This window comes from Plantactinospora sp. ZYX-F-223 (assembly GCF_039649625.1).
Lineage (GTDB): Bacteria > Actinomycetota > Actinomycetes > Mycobacteriales > Micromonosporaceae > Plantactinospora.
This window is the reverse complement of record NZ_JBDJAV010000018.1, coordinates 146593-172422: the sequence shown is the minus strand read 5'-3', so window position 1 is coordinate 172422 and position 25830 is coordinate 146593. Positions and strand designations below refer to the sequence as shown.

The following is a 25830-nucleotide window of genomic DNA, read 5'->3' as shown; positions in this document are numbered from 1 at the left end:
GCGCTTGGCCAGCGAGACCACCAGCCGCAGGTTCGCCTCGAGCAGGTGGTTCTTGGCCCGCTCGCCGTCCCGGGAGATCCACATCAGGTCGCGCTGCATCTCCCGGACGAGCTTCTCCTCGCCCTCCTCGGCGGCGCGCAGTCGCTCGGCGGCGTAGAGTCCGGCCTCGATCCGCTTGGCGAGCTCGACCTCCTGCTCGGCGTTGAGCAGCGGGACCTTGCCGATCTGCTTGAGGTAGGCCCGGACCGAGTCGGCCGAGGCGGTCAGCTCGGCGTCCCGGCGCGCCTGCTTGAGCGCCTCGGACTCCTCGTCGTCCCACTCGAAGTCGTTGTCGGTCGCGGCGTCGGCGGCATCTGCCTCGGCGGCCTTGGCCAGCTCGGCCGGCTCCTCGACCACCACGTCCTCGATCTCGGCGGCAAGCTCCTCCGGATCGATGTCGTCGCCGGGACCGTCCGGGTCGCCACCCTTGGTCGGCGCGCCGGCCTTGGCGGCCTTGGCCGGTCCGGTGCCGGCGGCCTTGCCGGCTCCCCGGCCGGGCTTCGCCGGAGCCTTGGCGGCCGTCTCAGCGGCCTTGGCGGCACCAGCCGGCGATGCGCCGTCGGCCGCGAGCGTCGGCTTGCGGGCCGCCGGCTTGCGCGGCGCGCCGGCCGACTCGTCGGCGGCGGGCGCCTGCTTCGGGGCCGGCGGCGCCGACTTCTTGGTCGCCTTGGCGGTGGTCGCCCGCGAGGCGGGGGTGGCGGACCGGGCGGCGGCGACCCGGCGGCGGGTACTCGCCGAGCCGTCGACCACGACGGTCACCCCCGCGTCCGAGAGCGCACGCAGGATCTTCTTGGCCTGGGCCGGAGTCACCTCAGCAGACTCGACCGTACGCGCCAACTCGGCCGACGTGAGCTGGCCGCCGGCGTTCTGCGCATGGGCGATCAGGGTGTCGGTGAGCGAGCGTACGTCGGCGCCGATGTGGCGGGGTTCTGTCACGAATGACCTTCCGGAGGCGATGAGCGAGCACGGCCGGGATCGGCCGGCGCAGCGCTATGCGTTGTGCCGGGCCGATGTGGTTGAGGGACCCCCGTGTCCCGGGCCGGCCGGTGCTCGGCGGTCCGTGGCGCGTGGGCAGGCGTGAATTGTAGCGCCGTCTGCGGCGATCATCCCGCGCCGCACGCCGGAGACGTGGTCCGGGGCCACCGACCCGATGCGCGTGTTGACTTTGTAAGGATGATACTCGCGCCGGGGGCGGGACGTCACAGGCGTGCGGGAAGGGGACGTCATGGACGGCACGACACCGGCTCCGGAGGAGCTGCTGAAGATCGCGGTCGAGGTGGCCCGGGAGGCGGCGGAGACCGCGTACCGGATGCGCGCCGACGGCGTCTCCGGGGTGGCCACCAAGAGCACCGTGACCGACGTGGTCACCGCGGCCGACCGGGCGGTGGAGCGGCAGGCGGTCGCGACCCTGCGGGCGGCCCGGCCCGGCGACGCCGTGCTGGGCGAGGAGTACGGCGACGCCGAGGGCACCGGCCCGGCCGGCGGCAGCGGCGTACGGTGGATCCTCGACCCGATCGACGGCACCGTGAACTACCTCTACGGGCTGCCGCACTACGCCGTCTCGCTGGCCGCCGAGGTCGACGGCGAGGTGGTCGCCGGAGTGGTCCGCAACGCGGCCACCGGGGACGAGTGGACGGCCGTCCGGGGTCGGGGCGCCTACCGGGCCGGCCGGCGGCTGGCGGGCTCGGTGGAGACCGATCTCGGGCAGGCGCTGGTGGCCACCGGGTTCGGGTACGACCCCGCGCGCCGGGCGCACCAGGCCGGGGTGCTGCACCGGCTCATCCCGTACGTCCGGGACATCCGCCGGTTCGGCGTCGCCTCGATCGACCTCTGCCTGGCCGCCGAGGGACTGGTCGACGGCTACTACGAGAAGGGGCTGAACCTCTGGGACCACGCCGCCGGCGGGCTGGTCGCCACCGAGGCCGGGCTCCGGGTCGGCGGGCTGGCCGGTGCCGCACCCGGGCCGGACCTGGTGATCGCGGCCCCACCGGCGCTGTTCGGCCTGCTGCACGACCACCTGGTCCGGCTCGACGCGGCCGGCGGCCCCTGACGGTCAGTTCAGGTTGGGGTCGGCGCAGGTCCGCGGCGGCAGTTGCGTGCTGTCGCTGTCCCGCTGGGTCAGCGCCTGGTTGACCTCGGTGATGGTCGCCAGTTGCTTGAACTCGCCGCCGATGACGACGTCGACCACGTCGTCCTTGCGGTCGAGCTGGAACTCCGGCTCCGCCTCGTTCAGGAAGTACGCCCTGAGCACGTGGTACGAGCCGACGCCCTTCGGCCCGTACCGCAGCACCGCGACCTCGTCGTCGATGCCCTTCTTGGCCGGCTCGTTGCCGGCCTTGAGCACCTGGAACTGCCGGTTCTGGAAGTCGGTCTTCACCGTGTTGGCCAGGCCGGCGGTCTCGGTCGCGTTGTAGACATTGATCTTGATGTCCTTCGGCAGCCGCAACCGCGTGTCGGCGAGCTTGTCGCCTTCCTGGCAGTCGCTGGCGACCTCCTTGCCGGCCTGGGTGTCGCGGACGAGGGTGACGGCGACGAACACTATGGCGATCACCGCGAGCACGCCGACGACGAGGAGGGCTCGGACGCGCGCGAAAGTCATCTGCTTGGCTCCTGCGAAGCTGGTGTGGAACAGACACCGGGCGGCCGACCGGGCGGGCCGCCGTGGCTATCGAGTATGCCGGTGGCGCCAGCCGTTGTCCGACCGGGTGCTGAATCCACCAGATTTGTCGGCGCGCCGACGCCGATCGGCCGACCGCTACCCCTATCTTCGTGTCGCCTGAGTCACATTGGGAACAACTCCGCGCGCTCGGACGTACATGTCTGCCGCAGGGACGGTATACATGCCTCGCCCGAAGGGGGGTAAGGTACCCCGCTCGCCGGGGGAGTTCCGCCCGGCGGCCACGACCCGGAACGTGCGCCGGGTCGGGCGACCGGAAGTGATGGCCGGCCAGCGGGAACCGAAACAGCGTCCTCCGGCGTTACAACCGGAAGCGACTATATCGATATGGGAGAGTGAGACCGATGGCCACCGACTACGACGCCCCGCGTCGCGACGAGGTCGACCTCGGCGAGGACAGCCTGGAAGAGCTCAAGGCTCGGCGGGTCGACTCACAGTCGGCCGCCGTGGACGTCGACGAGGCCGAGGTCGCCGAGAGCTTCGAGCTGCCCGGTGCCGACCTGGCCGACGAGGAGCTCACCGTGAAGGTGCTGCCGATGCAGTCGGACGAGTTCCGCTGCGCGCGCTGCTTCCTGGTGCACCACCGCAGTCAGCTCGCGGTGGAGCGCAACGGTGAGCTGATCTGCCGCGAGTGCGCCTGACCACTGCGGCCGGAGCGGTCTTCCCGGGCAGGGGAGTCCGTCCGGCGGGTACGGGGTGAGTCTTCCGGGACGGGGGGAGCGGCGACCTCCACGGCTGGGGGTCGCCGCGCGTGATTCGACATGCGGGGCTGGCGGGTAACTGCTTGACTCGATGCGCGTGGTGGCACGCCCCACCGACGACACGCGCTGGAGGTCATGATGAGCCGCTCCGACCGGGCGTCCGACGCTTCCTCGCCGGGACCGACCGATGCCGCCTCGGCGGGACCGACCGACCGGGACGGACCCGCCGTACCGGTCGACGACACGACCTCGGCCACGCCCGCCGACCGGGGTGCGACGCCAGGTGCCGAGCTGGCGTCCCGGGACGACGAGCTGAGTTCGACCGTCGCCGCGCTCACCGCCGACGAGCTCAACCAGTCCCGTCGGCGACGGCTGCTCGGCCGGCTGGTCGGCCAGGTGCGCACCGGGCGACCCGGAAACCTGTTCAAGCCGAAGGCGGCGGTCCGCTGGCTCACCGACACGGTGACGGAGATCGCGCCGCACATCCCGGTGCGCGACCGGGAGACCCTGCTCCGGCACTTCGACGGTCTCGACGGGGACGCGCTGGCCGAGCGGCTGATCCGCAACGCCGTCAGGGCGACCGCCGGGGTGGGCGCGGCCGGTGGCGGTGTCGCGGCGGTGGAGTGGGCCGTCACCCCGACCCTGCTCTCGGCACCGCTGCTGCTGGCCGCCGAGACCGTCGCGGTGGTCGCCATCGAACTCAAGCTGATCGGCGAACTGCACGAGGCGTACGGCGTGCGGCTGCCGGGCGGCGGCGGCCAGCGCGCCGTCACCCTGATCCGGTCCTGGGCGGGCCAGCGCGGAGTCAATCCGCTGCTGCCCGGGGTGGGCGTCGGCGCGGTACTCGGCACGGCGGCCCGCAAGGAGCTGCGGGACCGGCTGCTGCGGCGGTTCGGCCGCAACCTGACCACCCTGGGGCCGTTCCTGACCGGCGCGGCGGTGGCCGGTTTCCTCAACGGCCGGGCCACCCGGGGACTCGGCGACCGGGTCCGGGAGGACCTCCGCCAGGGGCCCAAGGCGCTCGGCGGATGACCGACCGACCCGGCGATCGGCCGGCTCCGGTGCCTTGCCCGGGTGCGGGTCCAGGTGGGCGGTGGACCGGGTGCGGGTCGGGCGGCGGTCAGTCCGGGTCGCGGGCCGCGAGGATCGCCTCGGCCAGGCGTACCGGATGGCGGGAGCTGATCACCCAGTAGGGTGTCGGGTCGGCCGGGTCGTCGAGGACCACCTGCACCGCTCCCGGCACCCACGGACGCTGCACCACGAACGCCAGCGGGTCGGCACCGACGCCGAGCACCTCACGCCGGCCCTCGGCGTCCAGCGGGATCGCGTCGGCGACGAACCGCACCGGCAGCCGGGCGTCGTCGACCAGGAGTTCGCCGTCGCGTACGGCGATCCGGATCCGGCCGAGCCAGCCGAGACCGACGGCGGCCAACGGCAGGAGCACCACGAAGGGCAGCCAGGCGCGTACGCCGGTGGAACCGAGCCAGAGTTCGGTGGCCAGCAGCCCGGCGGCGGCGATCCCGGCCAGCCAGAGCCACCAGGGCAGGGTCAGCCGCTCGGCGTACCGGGCACGGGCCGGGACGACGGCGGGCTCGGAACTTGTCGGGGCCACGCTGGAAGGGTACGGCCCGACGCGCCCGGTCGACCCGGCAGGATGGGGGCAGCACCGATGGATCCGCGAACCTGCCAGGAGAGTGAGAGCGTGACGCACGTGCTGCCCGTACCTGTCCGGCGACTCGACCCCGACCTGCCACTGCCGGCGTACGCCCATCCGGGTGACGCCGGAGCGGACCTGGTCGCCGCCGAGGAGGTCGAGATCCCGCCCGGCCAGTGGCGGCTGGTCCGGACCGGTGTCGCGCTGGCCCTGCCCGCCGGGTACGTCGGGCTGGTCCATCCGCGGTCGGGGCTGGCGGCCAGGCTCGGTGTGACCGTGCTCAACGCGCCCGGTACGGTCGACGCCGGTTACCGGGGCGAGATCCTGGTCAACCTGATCAATCACGACCGGGTCACCCCGGCGAAGATCTCCCGGGGGGACCGGATCGCGCAGCTCGTGGTGCAGCGGGTGGAGCGGGTCGAGTTCCTCCCCGTCGACGAGTTGCCCGACTCCGTCCGGGGCGCGGGCGGGCACGGCTCGACCGGGGGGCACGCCGGACTGGTCGCCGCCGACCACCGGGGCGAGCGGGTCGAGGGGACGGAGAGCCGGTGAACCCGCCGGAAAGAGTGCCCGGGTCGGCCCACGCCGCACACCGTGCCCGACAATGCGAGTGAGATCCGCCCACCCGGCAGCCGGAAACGGAAGGTAGCAGGTAAGCACGATGATCTTCTCCCGAGGACGCGGCGGGCGCCACTCCCGCGACGAGCGCTCCGGTCGGCAGTCGGCCGACACCCAGGACCTCGCCGCCGCGGCCGAGCCCGAGGGGCCCAGGCGCGGGCCGTACGACATCGGCGACGCGCCGCCGGACGTGCAGCGGCTCGACCTGGGCAGCCTGCGCATCCCGGCCGTACAGGACGTGGAGGTACGCGTCCAGGCCAACCCGGACGGGGTGATCCAGCAGGTCGTCCTGGTGCACGGCGAGAGCGCCCTCCAGTTGGGGGTCTTCGCGGCGCCGCGTACCGAGGACATCTGGCCGGAGTGGCGGGAGGAGATCCGCACCTCGCTGGCGGCCGACGGGGTGGTGGCCGAGGAGGTGGACGGCGAGTACGGCACCGAACTGCGCGCCCGGGTCCGTACCCCGGACGGCGGCATCGCCGACCTGCGGTTCGTCGGCGTGGACGGGCCGCGTTGGATGATCCAGGGCGTCTTCCAGGGGCGTGCCGCCAGCGACCCGGTCGCGGCCGGACCGCTCGCCGAGTGCCTGAACGGGCTGGTGGTCGACCGGGGTCAGGAGGCCAAGCCGGTCCGCGAGCCGCTGCCGCTGCGGCTGCCCCGCGAGGCGGCTGCCGAGGCCGAGCCGCAGCCGGACGGCGACGGGTCCGGGCCGCCGGTCAACGGGGTGGTCTCCGGCCACCAGCACCCGCACCGGTCCGAACCGCGACCCCGCCGCGACGTCTGACCACTGCCCGCCGGGTACCCGCTCCGGTGGGTGCCGGGGCGGTCGTGGCGGCGGCCCGGGCCGGCCGCCGGCACGCGTCCGCCGGGCATCCGGACGCGCCCGGCCGCCGGCGGGACCTGCCCGGGCGGATTCCGGAGGTCGGGGGGCCACCGATCCGGGCGTGGACGGCAGGCGGGTCGGCAACCCGCCACCAGGTGACAGGTGCGCGCGTGCCGAACCGGCGTACGCTTGCGGGACGGCTTCACGCCAGTCGTGTCGAGGACGCGCCGGGCGGGCGCGTCGAGGAGGGTGACACCGGGTCATGGCGACCGACCAGGGCCGAGTCTCGTGGCGGGGCTTCCTGCAACGGCTGACCGCGAGCGAGGCCGAAATCGAGGCCGAGGAGTTGCTCCGGGAGAGCGCCGAGTGCGGCAGCACCCCGGCCGGGCAGTGCAGCCGGGGACAGGTGGTGTCGGTCTCGGGTCGGCTCCGCACCGTGGTCTACACCCCCCGGACGAACCTGCCGACCCTGGAGGCGGACCTCTACGACGGCAGCGACATCGTGACCCTGGTCTGGCTGGGCCGCCGGCACATCTCCGGGATCGAGCCGGGCCGGCAATTGACCGCGCGCGGTCGCATGGCGGTACGGGATGACCGTAAAGTCATCTACAACCCGTACTACGAGCTGGAGTCGCCGCGGTGAGCACGGACGGCGTCGACTCCGGCCGCGACCGGAAGATACCCAGATGACCGCTGGACAGCCCCGCACCGACAGCACGGGCAGCGACCCGACGGCCGGCCGGACCGAGGAGGAGGAACCGCTTCCCAGCCTGACCGAGCAGATGGCCGAGCAGCTCGGCGGCTGGCGGGGGATGGTCGAGTCCAGCGTCCCCGTGGTCGTCTTCGTCGCGGTCAACATCATCACCGAGCTGCGTCCGGCGGTGATCGCCTCGGTGGCGGTCGCGGTGCTGATCGCGGTCGTCCGGCTCTTCCAGCGGCGGCCGGTCCGGCACGCCGTCAACGGCCTGGTCGGGATCGGCATCGGCGCCATGATCGCCTGGCGTACCGGTGACGAGCGGGACTTCTACCTGCCCGGCATCCTCTACGGCATCGCCTACGGCTTGGTGCTGCTCGGTTCGGCGGTGATCCGCCAGCCACTGGTCGGCTGGATCTGGTCCATCATCGCCGCCGGTGGCCGGTCCGAGTGGCGGCAGGATCCCCGGCTGGTCCGCACCTTCACCCGGCTCACCGTGCTGTGGGGCGTGGTGTGGCTGGCCAAGGTCGGTGTGCAGGCCGGGCTCTATCTGGCCGACATGGACACCGCGCTCGGTATCGCCCGGCTGCTGCTCGGCTACCCGCCGTACGCGCTGCTGCTGGTGATCACCATCTGGGCGGTCCGCCGGGTGAACCGGGTGCCGGCCGTACCGGCCCCGCTCGGCGGCTGATCGCCGCCGGCCGGCCCCGCCCGATCGGCTTTTGCCGGCTCAGCCGCTGCTGCCGCGGGTCCGTTCGACGCTGTCCGGACCGAGGATCACCTTGCGGACCTCGTCCTCGACCTCGGCGGTGCAGACGAAGATCAGCTCGTCGCCGGCCTCCAGCGGGTCGTCCGGGCTCGGCACCAGCACCCGCTTGCCGCGCAGGATGGCGGTGAGCGCCGAGTCCCGGGGCAACGGCACGGAGTGGACCGGATGCCCGACGTACGGGGCGGTCGGCGGCAGGGTGATCTCGACCAGGTTCGCCTCGCCCTGCCGGAACGTCATCAGCCGGACCAGGTCGCCGACGGTCACCGCCTCCTCGACCAGGGCTGCCATCACCCGAGGCTTGCTGACCGCGACGTCGACACCCCACTGGTCGGTGAAGAGCCACTCGTTCTCGGCCCGGTTGATCCGGGCGACCACCCGGGGAACCGCGAACTCCGTCTTGGCCAGCAGCGAGACCACCAGGTTGACCTTGTCGTCGCCGGTGGCGGCCACCACCACGTCGCAGCTCGCCAGGTCGGCCTCCTCGAGGCTGGCCAGCTCGCAGGCGTCGGCGAGTACCCACTCGGCGGCCGGTACCCGCTCCGGGCGGAGCATCTTCGGCTTCCGCTCGATCAGCATCACCTGGTGCCCGTTCTCGATCAGCTCCTGGGCGATCGAGCGGCCCACGTTGCCGGCGCCGGCGATGGCGACCCGCATGTCAGCGCCCTCCTTCCGGCGGCGAACCCGCCACCGTCGTCACCTGGTCGGCGATGTCGTCGGTGACCAGCATGGAGACCTGGTCGCCCTCCTGGAGCACGCTGGACGCGGTCGGCAGGGCGGCGATGCCGAACCGGGTCAGGTATCCGACCCGGGCCCCGGTGGCCTCCTCCAGCCCGCGTACCGGCCGGCCGATCCAGTCGTCGTGCACCGGTACCTCGATGATCGAGACAGTGCTGGTCGGGTCGCGGAAGATCTCCACGTGTCCCTCCGGCACCAGGTGCCGGACGATCCGGTCGGCGGTCCACCGGACCGTGGCCACGGTCGGGATTCCGAGCCGCTCGTAGACCTGGGCGCGCTTGGAGTCGTAGATCCGGGCCACCACCCGGGAGACGCCGTACGTCTCGCGGGCCAGCCGGGCCGAGATGATGTTGGAGTTGTCGCCGCTGGAGACGGCGGCGAAGCCGTCGGCCCGCTCGATCCCGGCCTGGCGGAGCACCTCCGCGTCGAACCCGGCGCCGGTGACGGTGATCCCGCCGAAGTCCGGGCCGAGCCGGCGGAACGCGTCCGCGTCCTGGTCGATGACGGCCACCGAGTGGCCGCGCGACTCCAGGTTGTGCGCGAGGGTCGAACCGACCCGGCCACAGCCCATGATCACGACGTGCAAGGTAAGTCCTCCCGGGTCACCGCGGGACCGACCCGTCCGGTGGGGTGATGTCACCCTGAGCGTAGTCATCCGGCCCTCCGCCCGTGCTGCCCGACCTCCCGCGCCGCCGGATCTCCGGGCGCGTCCCGGCCTCGGGAGCGGTCGGACGGCATGGCCCCGCACGCTTGGCGCCGGGCGATCGGTCCGTCCCGGGTGCCGGGTCGGCCGGCCCACCGGGAAGATCGGCCGCACCGCCCGACCGGGCGAATCCGGCAGCCGTACCCTTAGCGGTTGTGGCCAGTCCCACCTCGCTAGTCAAGCGCCTGCTGCTGGGCCGACCCTTCCGGTCGGACAAGCTGCAGCACACCCTGCTGCCGAAGCGCATCGCGCTGCCGGTCTTCGCCTCCGACGCGCTCTCCAGCGTGGCGTACGCCCCGGACGAGATCCTGCTGACGCTGTCGATCGCCGGCACCTCGGCGTACCTCTTCTCGCCGTGGGTCGCCCTGGCCGTCGTGGTGGTGATGCTCACCGTGGTGGCGAGCTACCGGCAGAACGTGCACGCGTACCCCTCCGGCGGCGGCGACTACGAGGTGGCCACCGTCAACCTCGGGCCGAAGTTCGGCGTCGGGGTGGCCAGCGCGCTGCTGGTCGACTACGTGCTGACCGTCGCGGTCTCGGTCTCCTCCGGGGTGGCCAACCTCGGGTCGGTGCTGCCGTACGTCTCCGAGCACCGGGTCGGGGTCGCGGTGACCGCGGTGGTCGTGCTGAGCGCGATCAACCTGCGCGGGCTGCGGGAGTCCGGCACCGCGTTCGCGATCCCGACCTACGGCTTCATGATCGTGATCATCGGGATGATCCTCACCGGGCTGATCCGGATCTTCGTCCTCGGCCACGACCTCCGGGCGCCGAGCGCCGATTTGATGGTCAGCGCCGAGCACGCCAACCTGACCGCCTTCGCGATGGCCTTCCTGCTGCTCCGGGCCTTCTCCTCGGGCTGCGCCGCGCTGACCGGGGTGGAGGCGATCTCCAACGGCGTACCCGCGTTCAAGCCGCCGAAGAGCCGCAACGCCGCCACCACGCTGCTGCTGCTCGGCTCGGTGGCGATCGTCATGATCATGGGCATCATCTGGCTGTCCCGGCTGACCGGCCTGCAGTTCATGGAGAACCCGGCCCGGCAACTCGAACACGGCCCGGTCGACTACGTGCAGAAGACCGTGACCGTCCAGCTCGGCCAGGCCATCTTCGGCAGCGGGATCCTGCTCTTCGTGGTGGCCGGCGCGACCGCGCTGATCCTGTTCCTGGCCGCCAACACCGCGTTCAACGGCTTCCCGGTGCTCGGCTCGATCCTGGCGCAGGACCGCTACCTGCCCCGGCAGTTGCACACCCGGGGCGATCGGCTGGCGTTCTCCAACGGCATCGTCTTCCTCGCGCTGACCGCGATCCTGCTGATCGTCGCCTTCCAGGCCGAGGTGACCCGGCTGATCCAGCTCTACATCGTCGGCGTCTTCGTCTCGTTCACGCTCTCCCAGGCGGGGATGATCCGGCACTGGAACCGGATGCTGCGTACCGAGCGCGACCCGGTCGTCCGGCGGAGGATGGTCCGGTCCCGGGCCATCAACACCTTCGGGATGGGCCTGACCGGGGCCGTACTGGTGGTCGTCCTGATCACCAAGTTCCTGCTCGGCGCCTGGATCGCCATCGCCGCGATGGCCGTGATCTACGCCATGATGCTGGGCATCCGCCGGCACTACGACCGGATCGCCGCCGAGCTGACCCCGGCCGAGGGCCGCCCGGTGCTGCCGGCCCGCAACCACGCGATCGTGCTGGTCAGCAAGGTGCACCAGCCGACCCTGCGGGCGGTCGCCTACGCCCAGGCGACCCGGCCGGACACCCTGACCGCGCTGACCGTGAACGTCGACGAGGCGGACACCCGGGCGGTGCAGGCCGAGTGGGAACGGCACGGGGTGACCGTCCCGCTGACCGTGATCGACTCGCCGTACCGGGAGATCACCCGGCCGATCCTCGACTTCGTCGCGTCGGCGCGCCGGGAGTCGCCGCGCGACGTGGTCACCGTCTTCATCCCGGAGTACGTCGTCGGGCACTGGTGGGAGAACCTGCTGCACAACCAGAGCGCGCTGCGGATCAAGGGCCGGCTGCTCTTCGAGCCCGGGGTGATGGTGACCAGCGTGCCGTGGCAGCTCGCCTCCACCGCCCGGAAGAACCTGGACCGGTTCGACGCCACCCTCAGCCGCGGACCGGCCCGGGGCCCGCGCGGCGGTGCCGTCGGTGGCCTGCTCGGGCCCCCGCCGTCGAACACCGCCGCCGCGCCGGCGCCGCCGCCTCCGCTGGCCGGTACCGACCTCGACGAGCCTCCGCCCGCCCCCGGGCGGGACACGGCCGGTCCCCGATGAGCGCCGGGGAGCGGTCCCGGGTGCCCTCGGTGGGCCCCGGTGAAGCGGAGCGGGTCGAGCTGACCGTCGGGCCGGTGGCGCACGGCGGGCACTGCGTGGCCCGGCTGGACGGGCAGGTGGTCTTCGTCCGGCACGCGCTGCCGGGGGAGCGGGTGGTCGCCGAGATCACCGAGGTACGCCGGGACTTCCTGCGGGCGGACGCGGTGACCGTACTCGACGCCTCGCCGGACCGGGTCGTCCCGCCGTGCCCGTGGGCGGGGCCGGACCGGTGCGGCGGCTGCGACCTCCAGCACGTCGCACCGGCGGCGCAGCGGCACTGGAAGGCCGAGGTGGTACGCGAGCAGCTCCGCCGGCTGGCCCGGCTGACCCCGGAGGAGATCACCGAGCTGGACGTCCGGGTCGACGAGCTGCCCGGCGGCCCGCTCGGCTGGCGCTCCCGGGTCCGGTACGCCGTCGACGCCGCCGGCCGGGCCGGGCTGCTCAAGCACCGCTCGCACGAGGTCGTCCCGATCGACCGGTGCCGGATCGCCCGCCCGGCGATCCAGGAGCTGCCGGTGCTGGCGCCCAGCGGCCGGCTCTGGCCCGACGCCGACCTGGTGGAGGTGGTCGCCTCGGCGGCCGGCGACGTGACCGTACGCGGGCGGCGCGGTACGGGCCTGCCCGGTGGCGACCTGGGCGACGCCGCCGTCCCGCCAGGCGGCGGGCCGACCGGTGCCGGCGGGCCGGATCACCGGTCGGAGCGGACTGCCGAAGTGCCGACCGGGGACGGAGTGCCGACCGGGGACGGGACGGCGGAGCGGGTCCGGGAGGTGGCGGTCGGCCGGACGTGGCGGCTGCCGCCAGAGGCGTTCTGGCAGGTGCATCCGGCGGCGGCGGAGACGCTGGCGACGGCCGTACTCGACCTGCTGGCGCCGCGGGCCGGCGAGTCCGCCTGGGACCTCTACGGCGGCGCCGGGCTCTTCGCGGCGGCGCTGGCCGGCCGGGTCGGCCCGGCCGGCCGGATCACCCTGGTGGAGTCGGCGGAGCCGGCGGTCGAGGCCGCCCGGGACAACCTGCGCGACCTGCCGCAGATCGAGGTGGTCCGGGCGTCGGTCGGGCCGGCGCTGCGGCGGCGTCGGATCGTCGGGCCGGTCGACCTGGTGGTGCTGGACCCGCCGCGCACCGGTGCCGGTGCCGAGGTCGTCCGGGCGGTCGCCGCGGCCACCACCCGGGCGGTGGCCTACGTGGCCTGCGACCCGGCCGCCTTCGCCCGGGACGCCCGGACGTTCCGGGAGGCGGGCTGGCGGCTCGCCGCGCTACGCGGGTACGACCTCTTCCCGATGACCCAGCACGTGGAGCTGGTGGCGCTGCTGCTGCCGAGCGAGGGCTGAGCCCGGCCGGCGGCGGCGGTCGACACCCGGACGGGGTCGACCTCCGCCGCCGGCTCAGCGGCCGGTACGGCGGCGCTTCAGGGTCCGCTCGTAGTCCTGGAACCGCGCCTTGGCGATCGCCGAGCGGGTCTCCGAACGCAGCACGATGCCCTCGGCGCGGCCCGGCGTACCATCCAGGGCCACCGTCGTGGCCGGCAGGAGCTCGCCGAGGAGCCGGTGGGTCTTCTCCAGGTCGGTGGGCAGCTCGGCGGCGTCGACCGTGGCCAGCCGGGGGACCGTCGGCAGCCCGGCGGAACCGGCCCGGGCCAGCAGCTCCGGCTCGGCGAGGAACGGCTGACCCGCCGACTCCCGCCAGGACGAGATCCGCTCGACCGGCCAGTCCAGCAGCTCGGCGTAGTCGTCCAGCACGACCACGTCGAAGAGCCGGGCACCCACCGCCCGGGTCTCGGTGTAGTGCTTCGACGCGGCGGTCACCTTGCCGCCGTAGACCTCCAGGTAGTGCACCACGACGGCGTCCCGGTCGACCGGTGGCAACCGGTCGGCGATCGGCCGGAGCGCCTCGACGATGCCGAGCGCCGGGTTGCCGATCAGGTCACCCCGGGCGTAGAGCAGCTCCTCGCGGCTGCCGATCAGGTAACTGCCGTCCGGCAGCGAGACGATCCGACCGTTCGTACCGTCGACCTTCTCGGTCAGATGGACCCGGCCGGAGAAGGCGACGGCCTCGTCGAGCAGCCCGCCGTTGCGCGGGTCGAGCGAGTGGTAGGTCGGGATGGACGGGTACTTCGTCAAGGAGTTGACGGCGACCAGGTTCGCCGTACGGACGTTGAAGTCGGACATGCTGCCTCCCCGCGATCTGCCTGCCGTCCACCCACCGGTGGTTCCGCGGCAACTCTGCGGGATCGCCGACCGGGCGGGCAAGGCGGTTTCCGGCGCGGCGACCGGCGCGGCGTCGCGGGAATCGACGCGGATTCGAGGGGGAGCGGGCGGGTCCGATCCGGGTTCAGCCAGTGGCGTGCAGGGCGGACCGGGGCGCCGTGGGGACCGCCTCCGTATCCCGGCGGGCGGCCCGGGCGGCGGCCCGGTCGCGGAGCCGGATCCAGGCGATGATCAGCAGAATCAGCGGCAGCAGCGGCAGCGCGACCAGCAGCACGATGCCGACCGCGAGGACCTGGCCGGCGGCGTACCGGCCGGAGGTCGGGGTGGTTCGGGCGCGGCCGGGGGACCACTCGGGGCGGGAGTCAGCAGGCGACATGGCGAGACCTTAGGGGAGGGTGGGTTACCGGCCATGCTACGGCCCTTGGCGGCATCTGCCCGATTTTTCGTTCGCTCGGCGGAACGGACCCACCACTCGCGGTGCGGAGTCATCGACTGTCCGCAACGGCGGCGCCGTCCGGTCAACGGGACTCTGCTGATCGCCAGCCGCCGGGAACCGGCCGGCGAAGCGGTTCGCCCGCCGGACCGCTCCCGATCGGCTACCCTGGCGCGCCGGGGTGCGCGCTCAACCTCTGCAACTGGACGGCGCGGGGCCGTCCGTGGCACTGCTTCGGCGGCCCGGCTGCGGGCCGGTCCGGCCCCGATAGACTCTGCGGCTATGAGCCTGTGTAGGGAGCGAATCAGCCAGCCCAGCGCCGTGCGGCCCGATACCCCTGCCGAGCGCGGCGAGGTGACGGCATGACCGTGGAGGAGTCGGAGACGTCCGCCGGACGGCTGTTGGGCGCGGTCCGTGGACCGCAGGACGTCAAGCGGATGTCCGCCGAGGAGCTGGCGTCGCTCGCCGCCGAGATCCGGGACTTCCTGGTCGCGAAGGTCTCCCGGACCGGCGGGCACCTCGGCCCGAACCTCGGGGTGGTCGAGCTGACCCTGGCCATGCACCGGGTCTTCGACTCGCCCCGGGACCGTTTCCTGTTCGACACCGGGCACCAGGCGTACGTGCACAAGATGCTCACCGGGCGGCAGGAGGGCTTCGACCAGCTCCGCCAGCGTGGTGGCCTGTCCGGCTATCCGAGCCAGGCGGAGAGCGAGCACGACCTGATCGAGAACTCGCACGCCTCGACCGCGCTCTCCTATGCGGACGGGCTGGCCAAGGCGTACGCGCTGCGCGGCGAGTCGCGCAACGTCGTGGCGGTGGTCGGCGACGGGGCGTTGACCGGGGGCATGTGCTGGGAGGCGCTGAACAACATCGCCGCCGCCCGCAACCCACTGGTCATCGTGGTCAACGACAACGGCCGGTCGTACGCGCCGACGATCGGCGGTCTGGCCGACCACCTGGCCACACTGCGGCTCAACCCCGGCTACGAGAAGGTGCTGGACACCGTCAAGGAGGCGCTCGGCTCCACCCCGCTGGTCGGCAAGCCGATGTATGAGGTGCTGCACGCGGTCAAGAAGGGCATCAAGGACGCGGTCGCGCCGCAGGCGATGTTCGAGGACCTCGGTATCAAGTACTTCGGCCCGGTCGACGGGCACGACGTGGCCGCGATGGAGTCGGCGCTGCGCCGGGCCAAGGGCTTCGGCGGGCCGGTGATAGTGCACGCGGTGACCCGCAAGGGTCTGGGCTACCGGCCGGCCGAGGAGGACGACGCCGACTGCCTGCACGGCCCGAGCAGCGCCTTCGACGTCGAGACCGGCAAGCTGCTGGCCGCGCCGTCGGTGAAGTGGACGCACGTCTTCGCCGAGGAGCTGGTCGCGATCGCCGACGAGCGGCCGGACGTGGTCGGCATCACGGCCGCGATGGCCGAGCCGACCGGTATCGCCGCGCTGGCCCGGAAGTACCCGGAGCGGGTCTACGACGTCGGCATCGCCGAGCAGCACGCGGCCACCTCGGCCGCCGGCCTCGCCATGGGCGGCCTGCATCCGGTGGTGGCGGTCTACGCGACCTTCCTCAACCGCGCCTTCGACCAGGTGCTGCTCGACGTGGCGATGCACAAGCTGCCGGTGACGTTCGTGCTGGACCGGGCCGGGATCACCGGCCCGGACGGGCCCAGCCACTACGGCATCTGGGATATGTCGGTCTTCGGCGTGGTGCCCGGGCTGCGGATCGCCGCGCCCCGGGACGCCGCGACGCTCCGGGCGGAGCTGCGCGAGGCGGTCGCCGTGGAGGACGGCCCGACCATCCTGCGCTTCCCGACCGGTGCCGTCGTCGCCGACCTGCCGGCGGTACGCCGGGTCACCGCCACCGGCTCGGTCTCCGGCGGGGTGGACGTACTCGCCGAGTCCGCCCGGACCGACGTCCTGCTGGTCGCGGTGGGCGCGTTCGGGCAGCTCGGCGTCGAGGTGGCCGCCCGGGTCGCCGAGCAGGGCTACGGCGTGACGGTGGTCGACCCGCGCTGGGTCCGGCCGGTCCCGCCGGAGCTGGTCACGCTGGCCGGCAGCCACCGGCTGGTGGTCACGGTCGAGGACGGCGTACGCGCCGGTGGGGTCGGTGACGCGCTGGCCAAGGCGCTGCGCGACGCCGACCTCCGGGTGCCGGTACGCGACCTCGGCGTGCCGCCGGTCTGGCAGCCGCACGGCACCCGGGCGCAGATCCTCGCCGACCTGGGGCTGACCGCGCAGGACGTGGCCCGGGACGTCACCGGCTGGGTCTCCCAACTCGACGACGAGCCGATCGCGCCGGTGCGGGTGACCGCCCCCAACGGCGACCGGGCGGCGAAGGGACGCAACGGCCGGGGCTGACCGCGAGGGCAGGGCGAAGAGCCTCGTATGATCCCGTTACCTACCTGATGTAGTGGCCTCACCCCGACGGTGAGGCCACTACATCAGTGGAACAGCGCGATCACGGCGACCTGGACCGCCGGAGGCGGGGAAGAGCCTCAGTTGGCGCCGCCGGCAGAGCGGTCGGTGGTCTTGTCCGAGGCGATCAGGCTGAACGTCTCCCGGGTGGCCGGCTTCGGCACCACGACCAGGCCGGGGCGGTCGACCAGTCGGATCGTGTTCGCCGGCAGTGCGAGGCTGGTCTCCGGGCTCGGCTGCCAGACCAGCACCACGACGGGGCTGGACAGCGGCAGGACGTACGCCTGGAGCGGCTCGAGCCGGTCGGCGGCCGAGACCAACGGCGGACCTCCGGCGGGCCGGAGCAGGGCCGCCGTCATCATGCCCTCGTCGGTGCGCCAGCTGAGCTGTTCGAGCTTGGCCGGCTCCTCCCCGGCGCCCACCAGCTCGACCTCGGCCAATTCCTTCGTCGACAGCCGGTCGATCGGCCAGGAGACCGGCACCGATCCGGGGTGGGCCTCGCCGTGCACCCGGTGCGGGATGCTGCCGAACGGCCCGGTCTTGGTGCCGAGAGCGCAGGTGTCGAGGCCGTCCAGCACCTTGGCGCCGGAGCCGGTGTCGTCGCCGACCAGCGGATAGCGCGGTCCGTCGATGCCGGTGCCGAGGTCGATGAGCCGGTCGGCGGCCTTGCCGCTCGGCAGCGACTCGCTGGGGCGCAGCCGGGCGGTGACGGTGCGGGCGGCGCAGGCCGGCAGCGCGACCGGTCCGGTCAGGCCGTCGGTGACGGCCAGTGGCCGGCGGTCCGGCCCGAGGAGCCGGTCCACCCGGGCGGAGACGAGATAGCGCCGGCCGGTCGGCAACTGCACCGGGAGTACGTCGGAGTAGACCAGGTAGCCCGGATCGGTGTATTCGACCGCCCGGTCGACCGTGAACTCCGCTCCGTCGCCGGTCAACTGCAACAGCCAGGATCCCGCCTCGCCGGGCACGTCGGCGGCGACCAGCGCGAGCCGGCCGCCGTCGACCTCGCCGAGCCAGAGGATGCCGGAGGAGGGCAGGTGCGCCCGGTCCTCGACCGGGGAGCGCCACTCGTCGACGGCCCGGGCCACCGCCGAGGTCGCTTGTGGATCACCGGCCAGGGCGCCCCGCGAGGGCCACACCTGGAGGGTGCCGTCCAGCGTGTCGTAGCCGACCCGGAGCGCGACCGGAGGTTCCTTCGGGACGGTGCCGCACCCGCCGATGAGCAGGGCCAGCGTGAGGGCCGCGCCGACGATCCCGCTCCGAGGGAGTGAACCCACCGCTGTGCTCCCGATCCGCCTCAGTCGTCAACAGAAGCCACATCCTACGAGATCTCGGACGCGGCTCGGGCGCGACCCGGGAAAGCCCGACCGATCGGGGACAGGCGTCCCGGCGACACGACTCGCCCTGCGGAAACCCGCCGCCCAGGCAACTGGGACCAATGGGGTACTCCTGTAGACTCCGCCGACTGTGACGCTTGCCGAGCCACGTCTGCACACCACGCCGGACCCGGAGGGCCCCGAGTCAGGAAGCCGAACGGCGACCGGAACCGACGGGGGCGCGGCGGAGTCGGCGGGTTCGGGCACCGGTTCCGAGACCGGCTCGGGTACCGCGACGGCGGCGGCCGCCGACCGGGAGCAGGCGCGGCGTCCCGGCGACGCGGGCGAGGACGCGGGTACCCCGGACCGGAACACCGGCCAGCCGGCCACCCGGCCGGCCCGCTGGCCCACCTGGCGGCGCGACCTCGCCGTCTACGCCGCCTTCCTGGTCGCCGGTCTCTGGGTGACCAGCCAGATCTGGCTCGACCCGGCCGGCCGGGTCGCCTCGCTCTACAGCAGCGATCCCGCACAGGTGCAGTACTTCCTCGCGCACTCCGTCCGGGTGGTGCTGCACGGCGAGTTCCCGTTCTTCACCGACCGGTTGAACTACCCTGACGGCGTCAACCTGATGGCCAACACGGCGATCCTGGGGCTGGGCATCCCGATGGTGCCCGTGACGCTGCTGTTCGGCCCGGCGGTGTCCTTCGTGGTGCTGGTGACGATCGGCCTGGCCGGCACCGCCTCCGCCTGGTACTACGTGATCTCCCGGCACCTGGTCAGCGCCCCGGTCGCGGCGATCGTCGGCGGCTGGTTCTGCGGCTTCTCCCCGGCGCTGCTGTCGCACGCCAACTGGCATCCCAACATCATCTCCCAGTTCCTGTTGCCGTTCATCGTCTGGCGGGTACTGGTGCTGACCCGCTCCACCCGGCCGGTCCGGGACGGCGTGATCCTCGCGCTGCTCGTCACCTACCAGGCGTTCATCAACGAGGAGATCCTGCTCTTCACCGCGATGGCCTGCGGGGTCTTCCTGCTCGCCGTGCTGGCCCAGGAGCCGGCCCGCTGGAAGGCGGCCTGGCGCCCGCTCGGCGCCGGCCTGGCGGTCTGCGCCGTGCTCGCCGGGACGCTGCTGGCGTATCCGCTGATCGTGCAGTTCGCGGGCCGGCAGGCGTACCACGGGCTCAGCGACGCGGTGCGGGACTACGGCAACGACCTGGCGGCGTTCTTCGTACCCGGCTCCACCACGCTCGGTGGCAACCAGCGGGCCAATCTCGACCTCGCCCCGAACTACTCCGAGGAGAACGCCTTCTTCGGCTGGAGCCTGGCGCTGCTGACCGTGGCGATCGTGGTCTGGCTCCGCCGCGAGGTGGTGATCCGGGCGCTCGCGGTGACCGGCCTGCTCTTCGCGATCCTCTCGCTGGGCGAGCGGATCTCCTGGTGGAACCGGGGCGCCTTCTGGGGGCCCTGGGACATCCTGGTGAAGGCGCCGCTGCTCGACGCGGTGGTGCCGACCCGGTTCGGCCTGATCACCACCGTGGTGATCGGGCTGATCCTCGCGCTCGCCACCGACCGGGCCTGGAAGCTGGAGATCGCCGAGCGGCGGGCGCTGCGTGCCGTGGTGGTGGCCGCGCTGGCGATCGCGCTGGTGCCGATACTGCCGCTGCCGCTGCGCGAGGTGAGCCGGCCACCGGTGCCGCACTTCATCACCTCCGGACAGTGGCGGCCGTACGTCGGCCCGGACCAGACGCTGGTGCCGGTGCCGATCCCGGCGATGGGGCACACCAACGGGATGCGCTGGGCCGCCGCCACCAATCTCGACTTCAAGATTCCGGGCGGCTACTTCCTCGCTCCCCGCAACGGCAACACCGGCGACCCCGGCCGGTTCGGCGGGCGGCCCAGCGGGCTCAGCGCGGTACTCGACCGGGTCGCCACCAGCGGCCAGCCGGCGACGCTGACCGACCGGCAGCGCCGCCGGGCCCTGGACGAGCTGCGGCACTGGCGGGCCGCGATCCTGGTGCTGCCGGTGCGGCAGGACAACGTCGAGGCGCTGCGCAGCACCGTCGACCAGCTCGCCGGGCCGGCCCGGCGTACCGGCGACGTGTGGCTGTGGGACGTCCGCGCCCTGACCAACCGCACGCCCGGGTGAGCGGGCCGGGTCGACCCGCCGAGACCGCGCCGGACGTCGCGGTCCCGGCGGCCGTGCCGGCGACCAGCAGCGCCGGCCGCCGGGTGCTGGTGCGGCGCATCGCCGCCGACCGGCTCGGCGTACTGCGTGCCTGGCCGATGCGGCGGCGGGGTCCGCTGGTCGACGCGGCGGTCGTGCTGCTCTATCTGGCCGCCGCCGGTTACGTCACCTCCGGGCTCTGGCTGCACCGGGACCGGATGACGTACGCCAGCAACGACATGATGCTCTTCGAGTGGATGCTGGCCCGGGCCGCCCGGGCGGTGACCCATCTGGAGAACCCGTTCTACAGCACCGCGTTGAACGCGCCGGACGGGATCAACCTGATGGCGAACACCTCGGTGCTCGGCCTGGGCGTGCCGCTGACCCCGGTGACCCTGCTCTTCGGCTCGCAGGCCAGCTATCTGCTCGCGCTCGTGCTCTCGCTGGCCGGTACGGCCACCGCCTGGTATCTCTTCCTGTCCCGGCGGATCGTCGGGTCCCGCCTCGGCGCGGCCGTCGCCGGCCTGTTCTGCGGGTTCGCGCCCGGGATGATCTCCCAGGCCACCGGGCACCTGCACATGATCGCGCAGTTCCTGGTGCCGGCGATCCTCGCGGTGGTCTTCGACCCGCGCACCGACCGGGTGGTCCGGCGTGGCGTACTGCTCGGGGTGCTGGTCGGCTATCAGGTTTTCCTCGGCGAGGAGGTGCTGGCCTTCCTGGTGCTGGCCTGCGGGCTCTTCACCGTCGGCTACGCGGTTTCGGCCCCGCGGACCGCGCGGCGGCTGGCTCCGGCGTTCCTCGGCCGGCTCGGCGTCGGCACCGCAGTCGGGGTGGTGCTGCTGGCGTACCCGCTGTGGTTCCAGTTCCTCGGGCCGGGGCACTATCGCGGACTGCCGTTCGACCCGAAGGCGTACCCGCTGGACCTGGCGTCGTTCACCGCCGCGTCCCGGCAGTCGATCACCGGCCACGACTCGGTGCCGGGCCTGCTCTCACCGAACCTGACCGAGGAGAACTCCTTCTTCGGGCTGGCGCTGATCGTGCTCTGCGCGGTGGTGGCGATCTGGCAGTTTCGGCGGCCGCTGGTGCGGGCGCTGGTGCTCTGCGTACTCGTCTTCGCCGCGCTGTCGTTCGGCGAGGACCTGCGGCTGGGCGGGGAGGTGCTGGACCTGCCCGGCCCGTACCGGCTGGTCTCGGCGCTGCCACTGATCGACCTGGCGGTGCCGGCCCGGTTTTCGCTGATCTGCGTACCGGCCCTGGCGATGCTGCTGGCGCTCTCCTTCGACGAGGTGTTCCGGCGTACGGCGGGCGGCGGCGCGGCGGACACCGGTACGGCGGACACCGGTGCGGTGCCGGAAGCCGGGGCAGGGGTGGCCGGCGCGCGGGTGCCGGTCCGGCTGCTCTGGACCGGGGCGGTGCTCGCCGTACTGCTGCCGGTGGCGCCGACGCCGCTGCACACCAGGCCGGTCTGGCCGGTACCGGACTTCGTCGCCAGCGGCGAATGGCGGTCGTACGTGCCGCCCGGGCGTACCCTGGTGGCGGTGCCGCCGACCAGGGGCTCCGAGGCGACCGCCGGGATGTTCTGGTCGGCCCGGACCGGGCTGGCCTTCACCACCCCGGGCGGCTACTTCATCGGACCCACCGGGCCGGACGATCCGCAGGCCCGCTGGGGAGCGCCGGACCGCCCGACCGCGGTGCTGCTCGACCGGGTCGCCGCCACCGGTGAGGTGCCACCGATCGGTGAGGTCGAACGGCGGCAGGCGGTCGAGGACCTGCGGCACTGGCGGGCCGCGATCGTGGTGCAGGGTGGCCTGCACCGGGGCGTGCCGGTCAGGGAGACTCTCGACCAGTTGCTCGGGCCGGGCCGGGACATCTCCGGCGCCTGGGTGTGGGACGTCCGCGCCCTCGTCGGCTGAGCCGTCGCCCCGTCGTATCGCCCCGTCGCCCCGTCGTATGGCCCCGTCGTCCCGTCGCCCGGCCGGGTTCTTGCCCGAGTACGCCGCCCAGCAGAGAGCCGTGCCGTAACTGCGGTCAGCCGACGAGCGGTCGGACGTCCCAGAGCCAGACGTCGTCCACCCGCTGCCCGGGGCCGAGCAGTCCGGCCAGCAGGACGTGCAGGGCGGGTGTGGCCGGGTGGTCGCCGAGTACCACCACCGAGGCCCGCCAGAACCGCAGGTCCTCGATGGCCTGGCGGCGGTGCTCCTCGGTGACCACCGGTGCGGCGCCCCGGTCCATCGTCCCGTAGATCAGCAGGCTGGTCGGCCGGGACGGGGCGCCGAACACCCCGTAGCCCTGCGCGTCCGGGCCGATGAAGTAGCCGGCCGGGATCGGGAACGCCTGCCCGGTCAGCGCGCTCCAGCGCAGCGTGGAGAGGCCGTGCACGTTGCTCGGGATGGGCACCGGCACCAGGGTCCGGCCCGCCGGCACGTAGGGCCGCCAGGCCCCGGAGGTGATGAACCGCGGCGGCGGGTCGATGTGCGTGGCCGGCAGCGGGCGCGGGACGAGCGGCAGCAGCGCGAGCGCGATTGCGGCGTACGCCAGGATCCGCAGCCGGGGCTGGGCCGGCGCGACCCGGCCGGCGACGTCGAGCGGGGCACTGCCCGGCGCCGGGCCGCCGTTGGCCGTCGCGCTGCCGTCCGGCGTGCCGGATGCGATCTGAAGCGGCGTGCCGGACGTGATCTGGTGCGGCGTGCCGGAGGTGGCCGTGACGCCGTTGCCGGAGCCGTCGGCCGGAGCGCCGCCGTCAGAGGTAGCGGCGGCCGGTCGCGGGCGGCCCTTCGCGACGTCGTTCCAGGCGAGCGCGACCAGGATCCCGACGGCGGCGACCGTGACCAGACTCAGCCGGGTCGGCATCATCATCTCGATCAGCGGCAGGTCCTCCGGCAGCAGGTGCCACGGCCCCTCGTGCTCGGTGAGCCGGCCGTCGTAACGGATCTGCCGACCCAGCGAGGCGAGCGCGAACCCGGCACCGAGCAGCGCGGCGATCCGGGCGGCGACCGAGGTCCGCCAGAGCAGCACGGCGACCAGCACGACCAGCCCGACGAGCGGCCAACCCAGCCAGGTGTTCTGCTCGGTGACCCCGATGGTCTTCTCCACCTCCGGCGAGCCGGCGATGGTGTCCCGGGAGTAGGTGACGAAGGCCCGCAGGTCCTCGCCCCAGTTGTGGAAGACGCCGCCCTGTAGGCCGCGGTAGGACTGCGGGCCGTTGAACTGGTACCAGATCGGGTAGCCGGCCAGCAGCAGCGCCACGACGCCGCCGACGCCGAGGCCGCGCAGGAAGGTCCAGATCCGGTTGCGCATCAGCGACCAGCGGAAGGCGACGTAGAGCGGCACCACCACCGCGCAGGCCAGCGCGGTGAGCAGCAGCATCTCCTCGTTGATGAAGATCTGGTACGCGACCAGCAGCCCGAGCAGCAGCCCGTTGCGCAGCCAGCGGCCCGGCTCGGCGAGCCGGAACACCCGGACCACGATCAGTGGCAGCAGGAAGTTGGAGACGAAGTTCGGCTGCCCGTTGGCGTGGTGGACGATGCCGGGCGCGAAGCCGAGGAACGCCCCGCCGACGAACGCCGCGCCCCGCGAGGAGACCAGGTGCCGGGAGAGCGCCCAGTACGAGGTGGCGGCCGTCGCCGCGAGCGCACCGCCCAGATAGAGCGCGTACGTCACCTGCGGACCGAACAGCCAGGTGAGCGGGGCCAGTGGCAGGGTGACGCCCAACAGCGAGGTGTTGGCCATCATGTTGACCCCGTCCGGCGCGTTCTGCCGGGCCGAGAAGAGCGGGTTCTCCAGGTGCTGCACCGAGTACGCGCCGTGCGCGAAGAGCCACTCGAACCAGCTGTGGTCGGTCGGCAGGTGCGACGACACCCGGTGGTTGACGTCGCCCCAGTAGTTGGCGCACACGAAGATGCCGAGTAGGACGTACGCTCCGATGGCCAGTACGTCGACCCGCGCGGGAGTTCGGAAGATCCGCCACCGTCGAGATCGACCGACTTCGGTCGAGCCGGCTTCGGCGTCCGAAGAATTGTCCACCACCGGAACTGCCACGAGGCGCCATCGTACAGGTGGCTTCGCGTCCGAATTGCCGCTACCCGCTCCGGGATATCCGGAGTATGCCGGATCACCGTGCCGGCTCGCACCGGACCATCCGGGCGGAACGCGCCGGGCCGGCCGGCGGAGCCGGGGAGGGAGGGAGATGCCCACCATCGAGCTGGGTGAGTTGGCCGCGGGGTCCCGTCCCGGGCCGGTCGAGCCGGACCGGACAGGGCCACGCCGAGCCGGCCGGCACCGGTCGGTCCGGCCGGGGTTGCTCGCGGCCTTGCTGGTCGGGGTGCTCGGCACGGTGGCGGCCGGCAGCCCGTTCCCCCGACCCTGGCCGGAGGCGGCGGTACCGGCCTGGCTCGGCTCCATCGTCCACGCCGACCGGGACTGGATGTTCGTCGTCGACCCCGAGCGGTCCCGTCGGGGCGGTCCGGAGCTGGCCGCGTACCGGCTGCCGGCGGCGGAGCCGGGCTGGCGGGTGACGCTGCCGGCCGGCGACGTCGGGAGCCTCCAGCTGGTCGGCGAGCACCTGCTGCTGGCGCGTTATCCGGAACCGTTGCTGGGCAGGGTCGCCCGGCTGACCGTGCTGGACGTGTCGGACGGCGCCGTGGCCTGGGAGCGCGAAGCGGACCTGATGGTGGTCGGCAGCGGCGGTGACCTGGTGCTCTGGGCGGCGGCCGAGGACTGGCGGCCGGGCGCGGAGAACCGGCCCGGCACGCTGGAGGTGGTGGACCCGGCCTCCGGTGCCGTGCGGTGGTCGCTGCCGGTGCCGGCCGGCGCCCTGCCGTCGTTCGACGTGTCGGCGGCCGACCCGAGGGCACCCGTCCGAGCCTCGACCCTGGTCCTCGCCCTGCCGTCCGGCCGGGTCGAGGTGCGCGATCTCGGCACCGGCGCCGTCGTGCGGACCGTCCAGATGCCGCCGCCGAGCGCCGGGCTGCGGACCAACTGGCGGGCCGCGGTCGCCGCCGGCCTCTTCGTGGTGTACGAAGAGAGCGCGGTGACCGCGTACGGGCTGCCGGGGCTGGACCGGCGCTGGTCAGTGCCGGCCCAGCCCGGCGTGGAGCGGGGGCCGTTCGCCTGCGGGGCCGACCTGTGCAGCCTGCGCTCCCAGCACGGCGTACGGGTCTGGGACGCGCTGACCGGCCGTACCCGCTGGTCGGACGAGCGCTGGACCGGCATCTGGGCGGTCGGTGAAGCCCTGGTCGCCGCCGAGGTGGCCGGGGCCGGCGAGACCGAGGCGCTCTTCGTGCTCGATCCGGCCACCGGACGGGTACTCGCCGACCTCGGCGCCTGGGGACTGTTCACCCCGCACGGATCGCGGTTCCTCGGCGTCCGGTACGGCGCGGACCGCCGGACCTGGGTGGTGGAGTTCGATCCGGCGACCTGGCGGAGCCGGCTCGTGACGGTGCTGTCCGGGGTCTCCGGCGACTGCGGGCTGACCGCGACCGCGCTGCACTGCCGGCGGCTGGACGCCTCGATCGGGGTGTGGCGGCTGCCCGGATAGCCGGCCGGCCGGCGCCTGCGAGCTGTCACTTGTCGGGCACG

The 25830-nt window shown here is 73.4% G+C and carries 22 protein-coding genes; 13 read left to right on the top strand and 9 right to left on the bottom strand.

Translation table 11 applies throughout. The annotated features are described in order from the left end of the window. Positions 1-975 (bottom strand): sigma-70 factor domain-containing protein (locus AAH979_RS19875; RefSeq protein ID WP_346259616.1); only part of this gene is annotated, 975 nt, incomplete at its 3' end. 289 nt (positions 976-1264) lie between these two features. Here AAH979_RS19875 and AAH979_RS19870 point away from each other — a divergent pair. Next, positions 1265-2089: an inositol monophosphatase family protein gene (locus tag AAH979_RS19870; RefSeq protein WP_346259615.1), complete on the top strand. Its 825-nt coding sequence runs from the start codon at positions 1265-1267 to the stop codon at positions 2087-2089. 3 nt (positions 2090-2092) lie between these two features. Here AAH979_RS19870 and AAH979_RS19865 read toward each other — a convergent pair whose 3' ends face one another. Continuing rightward, complete coding sequence (locus AAH979_RS19865) at positions 2093-2638, bottom strand: LytR C-terminal domain-containing protein (protein WP_346259614.1); 546 nt, start codon at positions 2636-2638, stop codon at positions 2093-2095. A 422-nt stretch (positions 2639-3060) separates the two neighbouring features. On the opposite strand from AAH979_RS19865, the gene AAH979_RS19860 reads away from it, so the two are divergent. Continuing rightward, positions 3061-3357 (top strand): DUF4193 domain-containing protein, encoded by a 297-nt coding sequence (locus AAH979_RS19860; RefSeq protein WP_203861001.1) that lies wholly within the window; start codon positions 3061-3063, stop codon positions 3355-3357. Between the two features lie 198 nt (positions 3358-3555). Continuing rightward, positions 3556-4449 (top strand): hypothetical protein, encoded by an 894-nt coding sequence (locus tag AAH979_RS19855; protein WP_346259613.1) that lies wholly within the window; start codon positions 3556-3558, stop codon positions 4447-4449. 88 nt (positions 4450-4537) lie between these two features. Here AAH979_RS19855 and AAH979_RS19850 read toward each other — a convergent pair whose 3' ends face one another. After that, a complete protein-coding gene (locus tag AAH979_RS19850; RefSeq protein ID WP_318395152.1) occupies positions 4538-5029 on the bottom strand; it encodes a DUF3093 domain-containing protein in 492 nt (163 codons plus the stop codon). Positions 5030-5119: 90 nt separating this feature from the next. Here AAH979_RS19850 and dut point away from each other — a divergent pair, with 90 nt between their 5' ends. The 4 genes from dut (at position 5120) to AAH979_RS19830 (ending at position 7894) form a co-directional block, all read left to right on the top strand. Next, the gene (gene dut, locus AAH979_RS19845) at positions 5120-5623 is read left to right on the top strand and encodes a dUTP diphosphatase (RefSeq protein ID WP_346259612.1); all 504 of its coding nucleotides are present in this window, start codon (positions 5120-5122) and stop codon (positions 5621-5623) included. 109 nt (positions 5624-5732) lie between these two features. Next, complete coding sequence (locus AAH979_RS19840) at positions 5733-6470, top strand: DUF3710 domain-containing protein (protein WP_346259611.1); 738 nt, start codon at positions 5733-5735, stop codon at positions 6468-6470. A 301-nt stretch (positions 6471-6771) separates the two neighbouring features. After that, the gene (locus tag AAH979_RS19835; protein ID WP_331206888.1) at positions 6772-7152 is read left to right on the top strand and encodes an OB-fold nucleic acid binding domain-containing protein; all 381 of its coding nucleotides are present in this window, start codon (positions 6772-6774) and stop codon (positions 7150-7152) included. Positions 7153-7195: 43 nt separating this feature from the next. Continuing rightward, a complete protein-coding gene (locus AAH979_RS19830; protein WP_346259610.1) occupies positions 7196-7894 on the top strand; it encodes a DUF3159 domain-containing protein in 699 nt (232 codons plus the stop codon). Positions 7895-7933: 39 nt separating this feature from the next. Here the strand turns inward: AAH979_RS19830 and AAH979_RS19825 are convergent, their stop codons facing one another. Both AAH979_RS19825 and AAH979_RS19820 read right to left on the bottom strand, forming a co-directional pair. Continuing rightward, positions 7934-8626, bottom strand: coding sequence for a TrkA family potassium uptake protein (locus AAH979_RS19825; protein WP_346259609.1), 693 nt, complete (start codon positions 8624-8626; stop codon positions 7934-7936). A gap of 1 nt (position 8627) precedes the next feature. Continuing rightward, positions 8628-9293 carry a TrkA family potassium uptake protein gene (locus AAH979_RS19820; protein ID WP_107258644.1) on the bottom strand — a complete coding sequence of 222 codons (666 nt, stop codon included), beginning with the start codon at positions 9291-9293 and terminating at the stop codon, positions 8628-8630. A 272-nt stretch (positions 9294-9565) separates the two neighbouring features. On the opposite strand from AAH979_RS19820, the gene AAH979_RS19815 reads away from it, so the two are divergent. Both AAH979_RS19815 and AAH979_RS19810 read left to right on the top strand, forming a co-directional pair. After that, complete coding sequence (locus AAH979_RS19815) at positions 9566-11683, top strand: APC family permease (RefSeq protein WP_346259608.1); 2118 nt, start codon at positions 9566-9568, stop codon at positions 11681-11683. Beyond that, the gene (locus AAH979_RS19810) at positions 11680-13053 is read left to right on the top strand and encodes a TRAM domain-containing protein (RefSeq protein WP_346259607.1); all 1374 of its coding nucleotides are present in this window, start codon (positions 11680-11682) and stop codon (positions 13051-13053) included. Before AAH979_RS19815 ends, AAH979_RS19810 begins: the two co-directional genes overlap by 4 nt. A gap of 54 nt (positions 13054-13107) precedes the next feature. Here AAH979_RS19810 and AAH979_RS19805 read toward each other — a convergent pair whose 3' ends face one another. Both AAH979_RS19805 and AAH979_RS19800 read right to left on the bottom strand, forming a co-directional pair. Further along, positions 13108-13890, bottom strand: a complete 783-nt coding sequence (locus tag AAH979_RS19805) for an RNA ligase family protein (protein ID WP_346259606.1) — start codon at positions 13888-13890, stop codon at positions 13108-13110. Positions 13891-14053: 163 nt separating this feature from the next. Further along, positions 14054-14305 carry a hypothetical protein gene (locus AAH979_RS19800; protein ID WP_346259605.1) on the bottom strand — a complete coding sequence of 84 codons (252 nt, stop codon included), beginning with the start codon at positions 14303-14305 and terminating at the stop codon, positions 14054-14056. Between the two features lie 419 nt (positions 14306-14724). On the opposite strand from AAH979_RS19800, the gene dxs reads away from it, so the two are divergent. Next, complete coding sequence (dxs, locus tag AAH979_RS19795) at positions 14725-16722, top strand: 1-deoxy-D-xylulose-5-phosphate synthase (RefSeq protein WP_346259604.1); 1998 nt, start codon at positions 14725-14727, stop codon at positions 16720-16722. 137 nt (positions 16723-16859) lie between these two features. Here dxs and AAH979_RS19790 read toward each other — a convergent pair whose 3' ends face one another. After that, the gene (locus AAH979_RS19790) at positions 16860-18053 is read right to left on the bottom strand and encodes a hypothetical protein (protein WP_346259603.1); all 1194 of its coding nucleotides are present in this window, start codon (positions 18051-18053) and stop codon (positions 16860-16862) included. A gap of 190 nt (positions 18054-18243) precedes the next feature. Between AAH979_RS19790 and AAH979_RS19785 the strand changes: the two genes are divergently transcribed. Further along, positions 18244-20235 (top strand): hypothetical protein, encoded by a 1992-nt coding sequence (locus tag AAH979_RS19785; RefSeq protein ID WP_346259602.1) that lies wholly within the window; start codon positions 18244-18246, stop codon positions 20233-20235. Next, positions 20232-22166 carry a hypothetical protein gene (locus AAH979_RS19780; RefSeq protein ID WP_346259601.1) on the top strand — a complete coding sequence of 645 codons (1935 nt, stop codon included), beginning with the start codon at positions 20232-20234 and terminating at the stop codon, positions 22164-22166. The genes AAH979_RS19785 and AAH979_RS19780 overlap by 4 nt, the downstream gene beginning before the upstream one ends. A gap of 115 nt (positions 22167-22281) precedes the next feature. On the opposite strand, the gene AAH979_RS19775 is transcribed toward AAH979_RS19780, so the two are convergent. Beyond that, positions 22282-24279: a hypothetical protein gene (locus tag AAH979_RS19775; RefSeq protein ID WP_346259623.1), complete on the bottom strand. Its 1998-nt coding sequence runs from the start codon at positions 24277-24279 to the stop codon at positions 22282-22284. A gap of 160 nt (positions 24280-24439) precedes the next feature. Between AAH979_RS19775 and AAH979_RS19770 the strand changes: the two genes are divergently transcribed. Further along, the gene (locus AAH979_RS19770) at positions 24440-25789 is read left to right on the top strand and encodes a PQQ-binding-like beta-propeller repeat protein (protein WP_346259600.1); all 1350 of its coding nucleotides are present in this window, start codon (positions 24440-24442) and stop codon (positions 25787-25789) included. Positions 25790-25830 lie beyond the last annotated feature (41 nt).